This window comes from Shewanella canadensis, from assembly GCF_003966225.1.
Taxonomy (GTDB): Bacteria; Pseudomonadota; Gammaproteobacteria; order Enterobacterales; family Shewanellaceae; genus Shewanella; species Shewanella canadensis.
In genome coordinates this window covers 241722-258838 of record NZ_RXNU01000001.1, presented here as the reverse complement: position 1 = coordinate 258838, position 17117 = coordinate 241722, and the positions used below count along the sequence as shown (strand labels likewise).

Genomic DNA, 17117 nt, shown 5'->3' with positions numbered 1-17117 from the left:
CGCTCCTTCCCCCCTAGCCCCTCGGATCTCCCAACGGGTATGTAACCTTCTCTTGCCACTCAATTTCTCATTCCATCGGTATATTAGGGACAATTGTTAAACCGGAAAGATAATACAGATATCGCCAACTATACTGAATAGATATAGAACATCACAATGCTGTAGTGATGTTAACGGAATGGGTATGAGTACAGGAGGCGAAAATGTTAATTAAGAAATGCGGAATCGTATCCGCACTTATCCTGCCGGTGCTGTTAACGGGTTGCGAACGCGCCATCAGCTTTGAGAGTCAGGTAATGCCGATATTGCAGGCCTCATGTGTTAGCTGCCACTCAGCTTCCGGGGAGGGGACACAGCAAACCGAATTGAAGCTCACGAATTATGCTCAGCTCATGCTGGGAACAAGGCTCGGTGCCGTCGTCGTACCTGGAAGCGCCGCATCCAGTACGCTTTATCTGGTGATCGATCATAAGGTGGATACTAAAATTCAGATGCCGCCGCACCATGATGATAAATATCCTCAAGGAGAGGGTAAGCCATTGAGCAGCGATCAGATAACCACCATTAAACAGTGGATCGATGAAGGCGCGAAAAACAACTAGTCGTCTAAATGCTCATCGATTAAGTGTTGATCGGCCTTTTACACCATTCATCTTTTAGTGGCCATGCTATTGTTATGTTAGTGGCCACTAACCTCATCTTGTGGAACTTGTCAGTTGCTCAGATACTGAGTTACATTATCTCTGTGTTGAATAGTAATTCTTCCCTATTAAGAGAACCTGACTAATGATGAGATCCTCAGCCAAAACAGCAGCCGTGTTGACCCTGTCGCTCACTTGTCTGCTCCCACCACAGGCCTTTGCGGGCATCTCAATCACCTCCTATCTGTCGGCACAAGAACCTGTCTTCACAACAACTCCGGCATCAACAGCGGCTTTTGAAAATAATCACTCTTTGATTGAAGCGTCTGTAGTTAAAGAGAGTGGGACCGAAGAATATAAGATAGGTGTGATGATTAAGGCGCTGTCTCGGGCTATTGCCTCACCCGATGAGCCGGACTCACTTCAAATCATTACCCAATATGGCACCGATTCGCGTTATTATGTGATGATTCGAGGCTGGTTAGTTCAAGTATTATCGGGGGTGCAGAGTCAGCTCGACGCCAACCGAAACGATAATGCCCAAGAAATACTTATCGAAAGAGTAGACTTTTTAACCCAAGCTATCCGCCGCATCGATCTAGAGTGATCCGCTTTTAGGAAGTCATCTCAATAGATAAAATTTTTACGTCTAAAACTAAGAGCATAAACATGAACAAAGCAATTAAGGCCGCCCTCATCTCGGCCTTTGTCTGCCCCGGCGGCGGCCACTTTTACCTGAAGCAATACACCACTGGGACACTTATCTCCGTCGCCATGCTAAGTGGGTTGTTATACCTGCTCAATCAGGCTGTCGAAAGGGCCCATCAGATATCCGATAGAATATTAAGCGGTGAACTACCGCTGGACCTCAGCGTCATCTACCCATTGATCACGCAAGCCCCCCCTCCTTCTCAAGCAAGTATGATTAACATCGCCACCATGGTATTTATCATAGCCTGGTTTGTGGGAGTAATAGACTCCTATCGATTGGGTCACGGGATGGATAAAGCCGAGCTATCAAGTTAAACAGACAGACATAACTCTCTATTACAAGATGTCCAGACACAACGCCTGTTCCTACCCATCCATGGGTAACAGGCATAAGTGTTCCCGACACAAAAAAGCAGTCAAGAATTCATGATTCTTGACTGCTTCATCTCTTGCAGGATTATCGCTCTCTGTTTACATAAAAACTAAGCGATTGGCTTTCTTTTCAGAATGCTGCAGTTTTAGAGAAGTCGTGCTGTGTAGATGGTTGAGGCTCGCTATGTATAGCTGGCTGATTTTTTGAAAAATCATATTGGCTTGTCGCAGCCAGAGTTTTGGAAAAGTCGTGTTGGCTAGACGCTCGTTGCAATTGATTGCCTGTCGCAGGTTTATTTTGAGAAAAATCATAACTTGCCTTGGCCGCATTCGTCTTTGAGAAATCGGGCTTCTCGGCAAAAACAGGCGCTGCAGCAAATACGAGTAGGGCAGATAAGGTCACGCTGGTTAACATCTTCATATAGAACTCCAATCTTTTTGACCACAAATGATTAACATACAGCTTAAGGTAATTTACATCATCAGTGAACAAATGAATCAAATTTTATGCAAATTGATACATACTTATTTAGTAATCGGGTAGAAAATCAGGTTAAAACTCAGAGTTGGACTTATTACTTTTTTCTATAAAAACAGTAGCTAACTCTGAATGTAGATTGAAGTTAAACGATTGGAGGACGATTAATAGATAAGGAATCTGTGGTTTGAGCAGACCAGAGCGTCACATGATTTTGTGGACTCCTGCCGGGACGATATTTTGTTAACGAAGGCTCGATAAATATACCGGTCAAAGACACACAGTGGCTAACACAGTGACCGCTGGCCAACATGGTGCACGCTTCTGCGCACTTAAAGGCGCTGAAATCTGCCAAGATTTGACTTAAAGCGCTTGGATTAACTGGTTTTGAATAAGTTGAGTTTGGATCGAGAGAGCTTGGAGCTAAAGCCGTTGAACTGTCGAACGAACTCACTGAAGAGATAGCTGAAGGGCTAAGTCGCACTTCCTCTCCGGTAGTGTTAATTGTATGTAACAGGTCATGCGTCGCCAAGGCCGGAGAGAGAAAGTTCTGCCCAACTAAGGTTATCAATAGAAGTATTTGTACGATACGTTGAATCACAACTGACACTCAGACCTTACAATTAAATTTAGCGACATGATACCAATCGGTATAAGAAAGTGGTCAACTCAGAGTTATTTTTGGCTGCATAATTCAAGGCGAACGAGTGAGGGAATGGTGATCCCTTTTGAACTCATTCAACACAGCAATATGCTGCCAAAAACACTCCTGAAAGGCGAGTTTTTGCACTTCCGATACGGCGTTAACGAGCTTAAACGTAGAATAACTATGTTCCTCACTCGTTGTCTTGTCTCACAAGCGCTAAACTCTCGCTGAGTGACCACACCTTTATACCGATTGGTATTATACCAATCGGTATAACTCTAGACCCGTAGAAGTGGTATTAGTTGCAGCCTCGACGGTTTTTATCTCCCGAATTCAACAGTCAAGTGCACATTAGCTCACTAACTTAATCTTATACGCATAAAAAAACGCCTGACTCATAGAGTCAGGCGTTTTTAAATTTCAACTTGCCGAATAGACTTCGACAGAGAGAATCAACTTACAGAGAGCAAGTCTTCTCTTCAAGAATTAGGTTAGCTTCAACGGCATCGATCGCTTTTTGATCGTGATCGTTAGCTGGACAGCCACAAGCGTGCTCACTTGTTGCGTGAAGACGAGCCTGTTCGATGTGCCATTGTGCTACTTTCAAATGCTGATCTACGTTCATGGTATAACTCCGAAAAATGATGATATATAGAAGTGGCGCTAAAATATCATCGTCATATGGATGTATACAAGCCTTCCAAGGGTTAAAATGCTAAATTATCAGAAATATGTTTTAATATTAGAATTCCGCTTGAGATGATGTTGATATCTTGGCTATGAGTCATAAGCAGCGAGTTGCGAGCCTAGCACCTAAAACCTAGAGCCTCGGATCTCGAACATAGAACATAAGGAAACAAGATGGCCAATCCCATCAACGAAGGTATCAAGCGCCTGCGCGCCCAGCATAAGCTGACTCAGATTGAGCTGGCCGAGATGGCCGGGATCCCCCGAGCGACGCTTGCCAATATGGAGGGGGCGAATAGTAACCCCAGCATCAGCGTCGTGATGAAGGTCGCTCAGGCACTGGGAGTCACAGTTGACGATCTCATTACCCGCAGACAGTCTGTGCATGTTACTAAGGTCGAAAGAAAGGATATGCCGGTATCCCATCAACACGATGGCAAGTTTATCAGTACCCGCACCAGTCCCATCAGCACCCAAAACCTGCAGATTAATGATGTGATCATGATGCCCGGCTGCAACACCAAAGGGGTGCCCCACCCCGAAGGCAGCCATGAGCTCTTTCTCTGTCTGGAGGGGACGGCAACCTTAGAGGTTCAGGGAGAGATGTTTGAGATAGAGGCGGGAAATCTCACCTACTTTAAGGGGCACCTACCCCACAGATACGGCAACCCCAGCTTAAAGCCTGTTCATGCCGTAGTCGTCGTTTTTATGCAAAAATAACTATTCGGAGTGAAGGTAAGCCGCCATAAATAAATTTATCCATGCCACGACTTGATTGCCCCCCGCAGCCTCTCTTCTCTGCCGCAGCCTCTGCCGGAATTGCAACGCTCGAGGGCTGCCATCATATGATCGATAAACCGCTGGCTCGCTAAGCTGATAAAGCGCCTCGAGGGATAGACCAGATAGCACTTGCCGATATAGGGCTCTACATCTTCAAACAACATGGTCAGCTCACCCCGCTCAACATACTCATGAGTCAGCTCTATGGGCAGGAAGGCGATTCCTCTTCCGGTTAACGTCGCTTGCAAACAGAGTTCAATACTATTGAGGCACAAGTTCCCCTTCACCGCGATGGTCCTGTCGTTACCGAACGGGACTTCATTAAAGATCCGACCATTAGGGTAGCGAAACAGGATTGAATTATGTTTGTCGAGCTCCTCAGGAAGCACTGGCGTACCTTCCTTAGCCAGATACTCAGGGCTGGCGACAAAATGCAGCACTTCGCTAAGCATCTCCCTTGCCACCATCTCATTTTCGTTAAATGCGTCCTCAACCATAAAGGCCAGATCGATCTTATTACGGATCATGTCCTGAGGTTCGGTACTGACAATCAGTTCGACGGTGAGATCGGGGTTGTGGTCCATAAACTCGAAGATACCAGTAACGATATCCTGTAGCTGAGGCACCGGGAAAATCAGGATACGCAAGTGACCACCAATCTCGGCTTCGGTATCGGTGAGCTCCACCATGGTCTGTTCAAGATCACCGAGAATAGACAGGGTCTTATCGTAGAAGTGACTCCCCGAAGCCGTTAATGTCATGGAGCGGCTCTGACGATGGAATAATTTCACCTTCAGATCGTCTTCTAAAGTCTGCAGACGACGACTCACAGTCGATTTAGGTAGATTCAGCAGATCTGCAGCTTCCACCAGGCTGCCTGTTTCTACGATACGATGAAACAGGGAAATATCTTCAGTTTTCATAACTCACTCTCACTGTGGCACTATCTGTCACTCTATGACTTCAGACTATACCAACTATCCCAAACAGATGGTCCAAATTGATAACCCGGAACGATCATGCACATGGTTAGCTTTTACAATCAAGAATAGTTAGTTTCACTTTATGGAACTGATGATTCCATACATTCCCATTTTATTCAATATTAGATACTGCTATCTTAGCCGTAATTGATACACTCTAGTCGCAAATATGGAACTCGCTCTATGAAGCATCTACAAAAAACACTCATCACTCTAATGACCACAGCAATACTTGCTGGCTGCAGCGTAGAGTCTACTGAAGTTGCCCCGCAACCGATAAGACCGGTGAAGCTGTTGGAAGTTACAGATGTTAATGCCGCTTCTATCCGTGACTTCCCGGCAAAAGTAGCCGCCACAAAGCAGGCTGACTTGAGCTTTAGAGTATCTGGCCAGCTCATTGACTTTTCCCTGGTCGAAGGTCAGCAAGTCAAAAAAGGGACAAGTTTAGCCCGCTTAGATGACAGAGATGCCCGCAACACCTTGCTTAATCGCGAAGCCGATCATGAGCTTGCCACCGCCGATTATAAGCGTAAGGGTGAATTACTGCGCCGTCAGTTGATCTCTCCAGCAGAACACGATCTTGCTAAGGCTCAGCTAAAGTCTGCCACCGCGGCCCTTGCCAATGCCCGAGACCAATTAAGCTACACCCGCTTAATCGCCCCCTATGATGGCACAATCGCTAAAATATCTATGGATAATTTCCAGATGGTTCAGGCAAATCAGTCTGTTCTGGTCTTACAGAAAGATAATGATATCGATGTGGTCATTCAGGTACCTGAGTCTATGGCGAGCCGAGCCATCACATTTAACCCGAATGCTAAATTTCAGCCTCAGGTTCGTTTCAGTACTCAGCCAGATCAAAGCTACAAGGTCAGCCTGAAAGAGCACGCCACCCAAGTGACCCCTGGCACCCAGAGCTATGAAGTGGTGTATACACTGCCGAGACCTACACAAATTAACGTACTTCCGGGTATGAGCGCGGAGCTGACGTTAGACCTCTCATCAGATAATGAACTTCGCAAAACCGTTGTTCCAGCAAGTGCCGTAATGAAGCGTGATCTCGATGGTAAGAATATCGTCTGGCTCTATCATGCCGATACCGGCAAGGTGATGCCTCAAATCGTCACCTTAGGCCGCGTCACAACAGATGGCATCGAGATTCTACAAGGCTTAACCTTAGGCGATCAATTCGTTGTCGCTGGTGTGCAATACCTCTCGGCTGAACAAAACGTTAAACCACTTCGCTGGCAACGCGGGGTGTAATGCCTATCGGTATTGCCTCCATCTGCTCTTATACCAATCGGTATAAAGGGGTGGTCACTCAGCGAGAGTTTAGCGCTTGTGAAGCAAGGCAACGAGTGAGGAACATAGTTATTCTACGTTTAAGCTCGTTAACGCCGTATCACAAGTGCTAAAACTCGCCTTTCAGGAGTGTTTTTGGCAGCCTACTTCTGTGTTGAATGAGTTCAAAAGGGATCACCATTCCCTCACTCTTTCGCCTTGAATTATGCAGCCAAAAATAACTCTGAGTTGACCACTTTCTTATACCGATTGGTATTAATTAAATAAACCGCTTTCGCCTGCAAGGATTTAACCTGTGAATTTCGCTCAATACTCAATCGAACATAAAGTTGTTAGCTGGATGTTTGCCCTACTGCTGCTCGTGGGGGGCAGTTTCTCATTTTTTGGGCTAGGTCAGCTCGAATTCCCTGAGTTCACCCTCAAGCAGGCGCTTGTGGTCACCGCCTACCCCGGAGCCTCACCCGAACAGGTAGAGGAGGAGGTCACCCTTGCTCTGGAAGATGCCATTCAACAGCTCGATGCCGTTAAACATATCACCTCGGTGAACAGTGCCGGCCTGTCTCAGATAGAGGTTGAGGTAGAGGACCATTACGATGCGACAGAGTTACCGCAGGTATGGGATGAGCTTCGCCGTAAGGTCAACGACAAACTGGGCGAGCTCCCCCCCGGCGCGATGACACCGACTGTTATCGACGATTTCGGTGACGTCTATGGCATCTTGCTCAACATCACTGGCGATGGCTACACGAGCCGTGAACTGCAAAATTATGCCGACTTCCTCAGACGTGAACTGGTACTGGTCGATGGGGTAAAAAAGGTCAATATTGCCGGTAAAATTACCGAGCAAGTTGTCGTTGAAATTTCACAGCAGAAGCTCAACGCCTTAGGTCTGGATCAGGACTATATCTATAACCTGATCAACAGCCAAAACGTCGTGTCTAATGCAGGCAGTATCCGGGTCGGCGATAACCGTATCCGTATACATCCTACCGGCGAGTTTAATCGGGTTCAGCAGATGGAGCGTTTGCTAATCAGCGCACCAGGCAGCACTAAGCTTATCTACCTTGGCGATATCGCTAAGATCTATAAAGACAGCGATGAAACGCCTTCCGAAATCTATCACGGCAATGGCGAGTCCGCACTATCGGTTGGTATTGCATTTTCAAGCGGCGTAAACGTGGTCGATGTAGGTACAGCCATCAACCAAAGGCTTGTCGAGCTTGATAATCAGCGTCCCATCGGGCTGGAGCTTATCAAAGTCTATGACCAGAGCAAGATGGTTGATCAAACCGTCTCAGGCTTCTTAGTCAATCTGGCAGAATCTATTGCCATAGTGATCGGCGTGCTCCTGATATTTATGGGAGTACGGGCGGGCCTGCTGATGGGACTGGTACTGCTACTGACCATATTAGGCACCTTTATCATGATGAATGTGCTCAATATCGAGCTACAGATCATCTCGCTTGGGGCGCTGATTATAGCCCTGGGTATGTTGGTGGATAACGCTATCGTGGTTACCGAAGGGATCCTTATCGGCATCAAACGCGGTCAGTCCCGGCTGGAAACTGCCAAGGAGGTGGTGTCACAGACTCAATGGCCACTACTGGGCGCCACTGTCATCGCCATCCTTGCCTTTGCACCGATCGGCCTGTCCGACACGGCTACGGGGGAGTTCTGTGTATCTCTGTTCCAGGTGCTGCTGATCTCTCTGTTTATCAGCTGGATCACCGCCATGACCTTGACCCCGTTTTTCTGTCACCTGATGTTCAAAGATGGCGAAGTCAGCGATGAAGAAAATGATGACCCTTATAAGGGCTGGGTATTTCAGCTCTATCGAAGCAGCTTAAACTTGGCGATGCGTTTTCGCGCCATCACCATACTTATCGTTATTGCCGCTCTGGTTTCCTCGGTAATGGGCTTTGGACATGTAAAAAACGTCTTCTTCCCGGCCTCGAATACGCCAATGTTCTTTGTCGATGTATGGATGCCTGAGGGCACTGATATCAAGGCAACAGAGCACCTACTCGGGCGTATCGAACAAGACTTGATGCAGCAGCAAGAGGTCCATGATATCGGCTTAGTTAATCTCACCAGCGTGACAGGTCAAGGGGCGCAGAGATTTGTACTCTCATACGCACCGGAGAAGGGCTATAACGCCTACGGTCAGCTATTGATCGAGATGACAGATCTCACAACACTCAACCAATATATGCGAACACTGGAGAAGGAGCTCAGTCTCAAGTATCCGGAAGCGGAATATCGCTTTAAATATATGGAAAATGGCCCAAGCCCGGCGGCTAAGATAGAGGCGCGCTTCTTTGGTGAAGATCCAAAAGTACTGCGCCAGCTGGCGACTCAAGCCGAAGCGATCTTAGAGGCTGAACCGACAGCCGTAGGCGTGAGACATAGCTGGCGTAATCAGGTGACTCTGATCCGCCCGCAACTTGCGCTGGCTCAGGCGCGTGAGACCGGGATCAGCAAGCAAGATCTCGATAACTCTCTACTGGTTAACTTCAGTGGTAAGCAGGTTGGTGTCTATCGTGAAAACAGCCATCTGTTGCCTATCATCGCCAGAGCACCAGCCGAAGAGCGTTTAGATGCGGACAGCCTGTGGAAGCTGCAGGTCTGGAGCTCAGAAAACAATCTGTTCGTACCGGCAACTCAAGTGGTTTCCGAGTTCAGCACCGAATGGGAAAACCCGCTCATCATGCGTCGCGACAGGAAACGTATGCTGGCCGTGTATGCCGACCCGATCAATGGCACTGATGAGACAGCCGACTCGGTATTTCGAAAAATCAGAGCCGATATTGAATCCATCGAGCTTCCAAGTGGCTATGAGCTCGAATGGGGCGGCGAGTTCGAAACCGCCGGAGAGGCTCAGGTCTCAGTATTCAGCTCAATTCCGATGGGTTACCTGGCGATGTTTCTTATCACGGTATTGCTGTTTAACTCGGTGCGACAGCCATTGGTTATCTGGTTTACCGTGCCACTATCCTTGATCGGCGTGGTCTCAGGCTTGCTGCTATTCGATGCCCCGTTTAGCTTTATGGCGTTGCTCGGCCTGTTGAGTCTGACGGGTATGATTATCAAGAACGGTATCGTACTGGTCGATCAGATTAACCTTGAGCTGAGTCAGGGCAAGGAGCCTTACCTTGCGGTCATCGACTCATCGGTCAGCCGCGTACGCCCCGTGCTGATGGCAGCCATCACCACCATGTTAGGTATGTTGCCGCTATTGAATGATGCCTTCTTCGGCTCGATGGCGATCACCATCATCTTCGGTTTAGGCTTTGCCTCGGTATTGACACTGATCGTACTGCCCGTGACCTACACCCTGGCATTTAGAATTCCCTATCCACGCGAGGGTAATACCAATTGCATTAAATAATTAACCAATTCAGAGCCCCTCAGGCTTTTCAATTCAAGGCGCATTGATGAGGAAATGGTTATTCCCTTTTAAGTCAATGCAAAGCAGAAGTGGGGAGCCTGAGGGGCTCACGTAGTGCGAGCTTCAAAGCCCTTTATGCTGCACAGTATGCTTTCGATATAGAATAACTATTAGCTTCAATCATCCTACTTGCCTACAGAGCTTTGAATTCTCGCTGAATGGTCAGGTACTTGATGCAATTTGTATAAAGGAGGTTAATGAGGCCTGATTAATTGAGAAGAAAGCTTGATGAATTGATAGCTTAATGAATTGATAAAAATTGCTTCCCGGCGCTCCCGGCCCACTGATGTGGGTCGGGATTTTTCATTTCACCGGCTAACCTTGCAGATCAATAACAGTCCGGTAGAATAGCGATTAGATCGGCGATCCCGGTGGCATCTTAAGTGGCCTTATCTGGCATAGTTATCAGCTTCACCTTTGCGACTTTCAGTCCTCTCTCGACCCCCAAACCCTATAGGCTAACCAAGCAGATCTACAATAGGTCCGTAGATAAGTGACTAGATCGGCGATCCCGGTGGCATCTTAAGTGGCCTTATCTGGCATAGTTATCAGCTTCACCTTTGCGACTTTCAGTCCTCTCTCGACCCCCAAACCCTATAGGCTAACCAAGCAGATCTACAATAGGTCCGTAGATAAGTGACTAGATCGGCGATCCCGGTGGCATCTTAAGTGGCTTAGCGAACAGCTTCACCTTAGCGTCTTTAAGTCCTCTCTCGACTCCATCGGCTAACCAGGCAAAGTGGGCAGCCTCGTAGGCACTCGCACGTTTAACTTTGCGTTTGAGTTGCTTAAGGGTATAACGCAATCTATCTGCAAGTTGTGCCTTCACTTCCGGGCGAGTCCGTTCGTCATGATAGGCAGATAACAGCTCATCGATGATGACACTATTAACGCGCATCCAGACGCCCAACTCTGGCCCGGTGGGAATATCGGCATAGAGCGTGTTGCCTAGCAGTTTGTCCACGATAGCGGGAACCGAGAGCTGCTCTTTATCGTTCAGATAAGCCTGATTCACCCGATTTATCCGCTCTGGCACAAAGAGTTGTTCGACGGTGTGGCGGCTCAATACTTCGGCCATCCCCAGTGGGTCACTAATCACTCCCAGGCTTGAATCGAAACTTTCCCGACTGCGATTATAGTTGCCCGATTTAGGCACTAAGGCTTCCTGCAAGGGTTGTGAGATAGTCAAAGCCGATGGCTTCAGGGTTTGCACCAACGCATCTAAGGCACTTTTCTGCAGTTGTGGAGCAAGGTAATGCCAAGATTCGCCATCGATACCATCGTAATAACTGTAATCGGTACCGCCTATAAACTTAGCCGCAGCAGTGATCTGATAACGGGTCAGCAGATAGACCGGTACAAAGGTGTCACTGAGCTCACCCATCGGCTGCTTAGCTAACAGAGCCAGATTTGAGAAATCCTTAATAGCCTGTGCCCGCACCTTACTGAGTCGAATCAACTCTGCAACGGGATCGCTGCCGTTATCCCACAGACTCGCATAGGCATTACTGGCACCTTTAGCGCGGGAATCGGCTTCGCCAATAAAACGCAGGCCGTCCATTTGCATCTTTTTCATTAGTGCCGAAAGCTGAGTCGATTCCTGGGCTTCATCGCCATATTCACCGTAGCCGTACTCGACAATAAACCTATCCCAGCCGCCGAGTCCTACGCCATAGGGAGCCGAAATGTCGATTTTATCTCCCTGTAACGTCACCTGTGGATGGGGGTAATCCATCACCGACGCATTGTCATTACTCGAAGCCGCAAAGTTATGATCGAACCCAAGAGTATGACCGACCTCGTGGGCCGCAAGCTGACGAATTCGGGCGAGAGAGAGTGACATAGCCGCTTCATCGGCCGCCGCTCTGTCTTCCCAGCCCGCCGTTAGGCCGCGGGCGATAAGGTGATCCTGACGTACACGTTGACTGCCGAGTGTGACATGCCCCTTGATGATCTCACCGGTTCTGGGGTCTGCCACCGCCGAGCCATAAGACCAGCCACGGGTTGCCCTATGTACCCACTGGATAACGTTGTAACGGATATCCTGAGGATCGGCATCCTCGGGGAGAAGCTCAACTTTAAAGCCGCCAATAAAGCCTGCCTGAGTAAACGCATCCTCCCACCAGCTAGCCCCCTCTAACAGGGCGCTACGAATAGGCTCGGGCACGCCGGGATCGAGGTAGTAAGTGATAGCTTTAACCACTTCGCTGGGCGTCTCACCCGGTGTCACCTTCTGTAATCGATGACGTAAGAGATGACGCTGACGAATATCCTCATCAACCTCGGAGCCATAATCTAAGTATTCATCCGAGAGGTAACCACTCATTGGATGGTAATCTCTGGCGGTATATCCCTCTTCAGGCAACGCGATAAATGAGTAGCGCAGGCGCACCGACAGATGTTTACCATCGGGGGTGACCTGAGCGACATACTCTCCGGCTTTTTTGCTGTTAAATGATAGAAGCACATCGACGTCGCTGTTACGCTCGAAGGACTTGACCCCTTCGGGTAAAATAACCGATCGCGCCTTGTCGAGTTGGTAACTCCCCTGCTTTGTCTGCTCCAGAGTCGAGGCTATTCCGTGAAGATCGCTCACTACCAATTCATTGATCGATACCAGATCTCTCTTACCGTCAATCACCTTTCCACGCCACAGAACCGACTCGGCGAACGCCTCTTTTACGGCTCTTTTCTCGGCGCTGTTATCTGTACTCGCGCGATATTGAGTATTGAGTTGCTTAAGGAGCAGGTAAGGCCCATGGCGCTCGAACTGCACCATACGTGTATAGCCTAGCTGGCCACGATCGAGTCCGATGTCGTTAGAACCGACCCCCTGGGGTAAGCTGGTCAGCAATAGAAAAGGGTGATTAAGCTTGTTAGCTTCGAGGTATAACTCACCATCAACTTTAGAGTAAAAAAGATTGATAAAACCTTTGGCTGACTGACTCTTTTTTATGATGGTGGCGGTATTTGTCGGCGCGGCAAACACGTTGGCGGCTGGGATAGATATCAGTGCAATCGCCAATGCGATGTTATAGGGCTTCATTTGATCTCCTTGAATGGGGCTACAGCTTCATCACTTTTTTATTTTTTGTTATTAGCTGTACTTAATGATCTATTTCTTATGACCAGTTTCTTATGCTCGGCTTTTTATGATCTCAATGAGCTTAAACTGCTAGCACGTCAGTCTCAAGTGCAATTAATTCAACACCTCCCGCTTATTTCAATCCTTCGATTGCTATAAGCGGGAGTTATCCACTCGATTCAGGCCAACACTTCCTTCAGGTTCTCTCTTTGAGAGATTACTCTTTATGATTAATCCAATGGCTTAATGTATCGAAGAGTTCATTAAGCACTATCGGTTTAGTAATGTGCGCATTCATTCCGGCCGACAGACTCTTCTCCCTATCGCCTGACATGGCATGTGCCGTCATGGCGATAATAGGCAGTTCTGTCGAACTATAGCGCTTACGCAGCTCTTTCGTTGCCGTCAATCCGTCCATCACCGGCATCTGAATATCCATAAGCACAGCATCGAACTCTTTCTCTTCGATCATATCGATAGCTATTTGACCATTTTCGGCCACATCCACCTCATAACCCGCACTCTTGAGTAGCTCTGTGGCCACCTGCTGGTTAATAAAGTTATCTTCGACTAACAAGACCCTGCCGGCATCTTCATCCACCGTCTCTACCGGCAACTCAACGACCGGGTTGAGTTTAGGTTCATCGGCAAAGGCCGAGATAATCTCATCGAATAGTGCAGATGCTTTGAATGGCTTTTGCAACATGGCGAAGATATTCGATTTCTCGACATCTTTTTGCAGTGGCTCGGCCGCGTACGCCGTCATCATGATGATGATGGGACGCTTATCTAATCGACCATCGGCAACCATACGATCCAGCTCATCTATCACGGCGATACCGTCCATCTCCGGCATCATCCAGTCGAGCAGTAACAGATCCACCGAAGATTTGCCTAGCTTGTAGATAGCCTCTGAGCCACTCGCCGCCGTATCCACCTCGAAGTGGAAATCTTGCATGACCGAAGAGTAAATTTGCAGTGCCGTCGGATTATCATCCACCACTAAGGTCTTAAGATTGCCTAATTTTTCAGGTACGATCATAGGCTTAATTTCAGCTTCTTCGGCTATCTCGAAGCTAATGGTAAAGCTGAAGGTACTTCCAACTCCCATCTCACTCTGAACCTGCATCGTGCCGCCCATCATAGACACCAGATGCTTACTGATAGAGAGACCCAGACCCGTACCGCCATACTTTCTGGTGGTTGAACCATCGGCCTGAGCGAAGGCATCAAACAGGCTGGCTTGCTGCTCCTTGCTGATACCGATACCGGTATCGCGTACCCAAAACTTCAGGGTGATTCTATGGTCGCGTTCGCCCACATCTTCGCAGCCAAGTTCAATCTCACCACTCTGGGTAAACTTAACCGCGTTAGAGAGCATGTTGATCAAGACCTGTCCGAGACGCAAGGGATCGCCTTCCAGGATCAGTCCTGCCGTCACTGGAGCATAGAGCAGCAGTTCAACGCCTTTTTGCTGTGCTTTTAAGGCATTGAGGTCGAGCGCGTGATCCAGTACCTTGTCCAGCGGGAACCCCACCCTTTCCAACTCTAACTTACCCGCTTCAATTTTTGAGAAATCGAGAATATCATTGATAATTCGCAGCAGTGACTGAGCCGAAAATCCGGCTTTATCCAGATAATCTTCCTGTTGAGGCGTCAAAGAGGTGCGCTGAGCGAGCTGCAACATACCTATGATAGCGTTCATCGGTGTACGTATTTCATGGCTCATATTAGCCAGGAATTCACTCTTATAGAGGTTAGCGGATTCGGCATCTTGCTTGGCTTCCAGCATAGCCACTTCGTTACTCTTATGGCGAGTAATGTCTTTATGGGTTCCCACCATACGTTTAGGTTGGTTATCGATAGTAAACTCGACCACTCGACCTCGGGAGAGCACCCAGTGGTATTTACCACTCTTACCACGCATTCTGAACTCGATATCGTAGGCACCGATTGGATCCGCCAGGTACTGGTCGCGATACTCCTGGACACGGATACGGTCATCTGGATGAATCAAGTCATCTAAGGTTGAAACCAGCGCGGGAAACTCATTACTCTTGTAGCCCAGCATAGAGTAATAGGCCGGATTACAGATAATCTGTTCGGAGTCTAAATACCAGTCCCATAAACCATCTTCTACCGCATCCATGGCCAGATGATAACGCTCTTCTGACAGTCTGAGCTGTTCGGCCGACTCATATTCTCGGGTCACATCACGCCATACGGCAATCAAGCCCAACAATTCGCCGCGGCGATTATAGAAAGGTAATTTCAATGTATCGAGCAGTACCGGCTTGCCCGCAAGCTCGACTTTCTCCTGATAACGTAGCGGCGTCCGTTCAGACAGCACTCGCTCATCTTCAGCCTTAATCCGCACCGATTGCTCATCGGTAGTCAGCCTAATGCTCTCCAGCCCTATCATCTCACTCTCGGTGTAACCCAGCATACGTTCGGCAGACTTATTGCAGCCTAAGTACTTGCCCTCTTTATCCTTAAATACAATCGCTTCAGGAATAGAGTCGAGCAGTGAACGTAGTAGTGCGTATTCCCGTTCACGACGCTCGGTGGTCTCTTTTAGCCTCTCCGTACGACGTGCCACCAACTTATCCAGGCGTCGATTCTGCTCCGCCAGGTGTCTTGTGTACTGTTGATTCTCTTCGAAAATGCGACTCACCAGCTGGAACCAGGGCTCCCAGCCCAAAGTGATAGTCTCCGGTGGTTTTCTCGGCTCTTGGGAGCAACCTTCGAGGTGAGTCAGCAAGCGGGAAGCGGGGTTCACGAAAGAGCGCCGCGTTTGCCAGTGAACTATGGTGACCAAAATTGACAGCGCGAGTACCACCAAGATAAAGGTCAGCTCCAATTTTTCCCAGGAGTCCATGAAGAGTTCATCTTCATCTTGCAGGTAGAGCAATCGCCAGGGAGTATTTTGCAGGGCCACCGAATGGATATAGTAACCATTGCGGATGATCCCTTCATGGGCATCGAACAGTTCAGATTCCGGTACAGAGTGCAGTTCGGACGGGATCTTCTGACTGATATGAAACACCCGGCTGATATTGGTCGCATCATTACCGTTATGGGAGAGAATATTATTATTCTGATCCAGCAAGATAACCGTACCCGGCATCTTAAAGTAGAGCCTGATCTGTTTGGACAATGACGCCAGAGTCATATCCAGGTTAATAGAGCCGATAAACTCATCCTGAAGGTAGATGGGCACACCTATTGTCGTCAACAACCCCTTATCGGTAGGATCGACATAAGCCGGACTCCAAAACACACTTCGCTGTGGGTTCATGGCCGGCGTAGCTAACTGAAACTGGTTCTTATTAAGTAGCTCCTCCCTGAACCTCTGCTCATCCGATGGCCAGGGGAAATAGGACATGATGCGGCGCTTAGAGATGTAATAGATCGAGGAGGCTTTGGGGGCCGCTTCTTTGGCAACCGGAAAGGAGAGTGACAACTCGAATAGCATCTCCAGCTCTTGATAAAACTTGTCACTGCGACCATTGAGCGAACCTGTGCCTGTGATCCGTCCCATGTTGGTAAAAGGCTCACCGGTTTTGGCATAACTGGGTTCTAAGGTGAAGAACTGTCCACTTTCATTGAACTTTTCATACTGAGGCAGCCTGTCGGTACGAACGAGCTCGCCTAGTCGCAAATGATCGACCGCCACATTCCTGAGACTCTTCACCGCGCGGATACTGGACTCGAGTAGCAGATCAATTTGACGTACATGACGTTCAACTTGCTCCTCTCTCATCTCCATCAGGTGCGTTTTTTCTCGCTCGAAGAAAAACCATGCCGTGACCAACGCCATGATGATGACACCAATATAGGTATAAAAAACAGCACGGTTGTAGTTTTTCTGTATCGGCGACTTCAGTTGAAGATCCTGCTCAGTCGGTTTCATTCATGACCCTTGAATAAAGCGATATCTCCCCGGCACATCCCGCCAGGGCCATATGAATTCATTAACGATAT

Annotated in this window: 12 protein-coding genes; 6 read left to right on the top strand and 6 right to left on the bottom strand. The window is 48.3% G+C overall.

Going from position 1 to position 17117, the window contains the following annotated elements; genetic code table 11:
* The first annotated feature begins 203 nt into the window (after positions 1 to 203).
* The 3 genes from EKG38_RS01080 to EKG38_RS01070 all read left to right on the top strand — a co-directional run bounded on the left by EKG38_RS01080 (position 204) and on the right by EKG38_RS01070 (position 1667).
* Positions 204 to 602 carry a c-type cytochrome domain-containing protein gene (locus tag EKG38_RS01080; protein WP_126517881.1) on the top strand — a complete coding sequence of 133 codons (399 nt, stop codon included), beginning with the start codon at positions 204 to 206 and terminating at the stop codon, positions 600 to 602.
* A gap of 184 nt (positions 603 to 786) precedes the next feature.
* Complete coding sequence (locus EKG38_RS01075) at positions 787 to 1248, top strand: hypothetical protein (protein WP_126517879.1); 462 nt, start codon at positions 787 to 789, stop codon at positions 1246 to 1248.
* 62 nt (positions 1249 to 1310) lie between these two features.
* Complete coding sequence (locus EKG38_RS01070; protein WP_126517877.1) at positions 1311 to 1667, top strand: hypothetical protein; 357 nt, start codon at positions 1311 to 1313, stop codon at positions 1665 to 1667.
* Between the two features lie 187 nt (positions 1668 to 1854).
* Here the strand turns inward: EKG38_RS01070 and EKG38_RS01065 are convergent, their stop codons facing one another.
* The 3 genes from EKG38_RS01065 to EKG38_RS24850 all read right to left on the bottom strand — a co-directional run bounded on the left by EKG38_RS01065 (position 1855) and on the right by EKG38_RS24850 (position 3473).
* Positions 1855 to 2145: a hypothetical protein gene (locus EKG38_RS01065; protein ID WP_185826746.1), complete on the bottom strand. Its 291-nt coding sequence runs from the start codon at positions 2143 to 2145 to the stop codon at positions 1855 to 1857.
* A gap of 202 nt (positions 2146 to 2347) precedes the next feature.
* Positions 2348 to 2803 carry a hypothetical protein gene (locus EKG38_RS24825; protein WP_185826745.1) on the bottom strand — a complete coding sequence of 152 codons (456 nt, stop codon included), beginning with the start codon at positions 2801 to 2803 and terminating at the stop codon, positions 2348 to 2350.
* 502 nt (positions 2804 to 3305) lie between these two features.
* The gene (locus EKG38_RS24850) at positions 3306 to 3473 is read right to left on the bottom strand and encodes a hypothetical protein (protein ID WP_012140982.1); all 168 of its coding nucleotides are present in this window, start codon (positions 3471 to 3473) and stop codon (positions 3306 to 3308) included.
* A 236-nt stretch (positions 3474 to 3709) separates the two neighbouring features.
* Between EKG38_RS24850 and EKG38_RS01055 the strand changes: the two genes are divergently transcribed.
* A complete protein-coding gene (locus tag EKG38_RS01055; RefSeq protein WP_126517875.1) occupies positions 3710 to 4255 on the top strand; it encodes a helix-turn-helix domain-containing protein in 546 nt (181 codons plus the stop codon).
* Between the two features lie 35 nt (positions 4256 to 4290).
* Here EKG38_RS01055 and EKG38_RS01050 read toward each other — a convergent pair whose 3' ends face one another.
* Positions 4291 to 5238: a LysR family transcriptional regulator gene (locus tag EKG38_RS01050; protein ID WP_126517873.1), complete on the bottom strand. Its 948-nt coding sequence runs from the start codon at positions 5236 to 5238 to the stop codon at positions 4291 to 4293.
* Positions 5239 to 5481: 243 nt separating this feature from the next.
* Between EKG38_RS01050 and EKG38_RS01045 the strand changes: the two genes are divergently transcribed.
* Both EKG38_RS01045 and EKG38_RS01035 read left to right on the top strand, forming a co-directional pair.
* Entirely contained in the window at positions 5482 to 6561 is a 1080-nt protein-coding gene (locus tag EKG38_RS01045) for an efflux RND transporter periplasmic adaptor subunit (protein ID WP_126517871.1), read from the top strand.
* 334 nt (positions 6562 to 6895) lie between these two features.
* On the top strand, positions 6896 to 9988 hold the full coding sequence (locus tag EKG38_RS01035; protein WP_126517869.1) for an efflux RND transporter permease subunit: 3093 nt from the start codon (positions 6896 to 6898) through the stop codon (positions 9986 to 9988).
* A gap of 700 nt (positions 9989 to 10688) precedes the next feature.
* Here the strand turns inward: EKG38_RS01035 and EKG38_RS01030 are convergent.
* Together EKG38_RS01030 and EKG38_RS01025 are read right to left on the bottom strand one after the other, a co-directional pair.
* Entirely contained in the window at positions 10689 to 13094 is a 2406-nt protein-coding gene (locus EKG38_RS01030) for a zinc-dependent metalloprotease (protein ID WP_126517867.1), read from the bottom strand.
* A 256-nt stretch (positions 13095 to 13350) separates the two neighbouring features.
* Complete coding sequence (locus EKG38_RS01025; protein WP_126517865.1) at positions 13351 to 17046, bottom strand: response regulator; 3696 nt, start codon at positions 17044 to 17046, stop codon at positions 13351 to 13353.
* Positions 17047 to 17117: the final 71 nt, after the last annotated feature.

Excerpts from the sequence above, each read along its gene's own strand:
- EKG38_RS01050 (WP_126517873.1), bottom strand. The coding sequence starts at position 5,238 with ATGAAAACTGAAGATATTTCCCTGTTTCATCGTATCGTAGAAACAGGC.
- EKG38_RS01025 (WP_126517865.1), bottom strand. The coding sequence starts at position 17,046 with ATGAAACCGACTGAGCAGGATCTTCAACTGAAGTCGCCGATACAGAAA.
- EKG38_RS01065 (WP_185826746.1), bottom strand. The coding sequence starts at position 2,145 with ATGAAGATGTTAACCAGCGTGACCTTATCTGCCCTACTCGTATTTGCT.
- EKG38_RS01055 (WP_126517875.1), top strand. The coding sequence starts at position 3,710 with ATGGCCAATCCCATCAACGAAGGTATCAAGCGCCTGCGCGCCCAGCAT.
- EKG38_RS01080 (WP_126517881.1), top strand. The coding sequence starts at position 204 with ATGTTAATTAAGAAATGCGGAATCGTATCCGCACTTATCCTGCCGGTG.
- EKG38_RS01075 (WP_126517879.1), top strand. The coding sequence starts at position 787 with ATGATGAGATCCTCAGCCAAAACAGCAGCCGTGTTGACCCTGTCGCTC.
- EKG38_RS01070 (WP_126517877.1), top strand. The coding sequence starts at position 1,311 with ATGAACAAAGCAATTAAGGCCGCCCTCATCTCGGCCTTTGTCTGCCCC.
- EKG38_RS01045 (WP_126517871.1), top strand. The coding sequence starts at position 5,482 with ATGAAGCATCTACAAAAAACACTCATCACTCTAATGACCACAGCAATA.
- EKG38_RS01030 (WP_126517867.1), bottom strand. The coding sequence starts at position 13,094 with ATGAAGCCCTATAACATCGCATTGGCGATTGCACTGATATCTATCCCA.
- EKG38_RS24850 (WP_012140982.1), bottom strand. The coding sequence starts at position 3,473 with ATGAACGTAGATCAGCATTTGAAAGTAGCACAATGGCACATCGAACAG.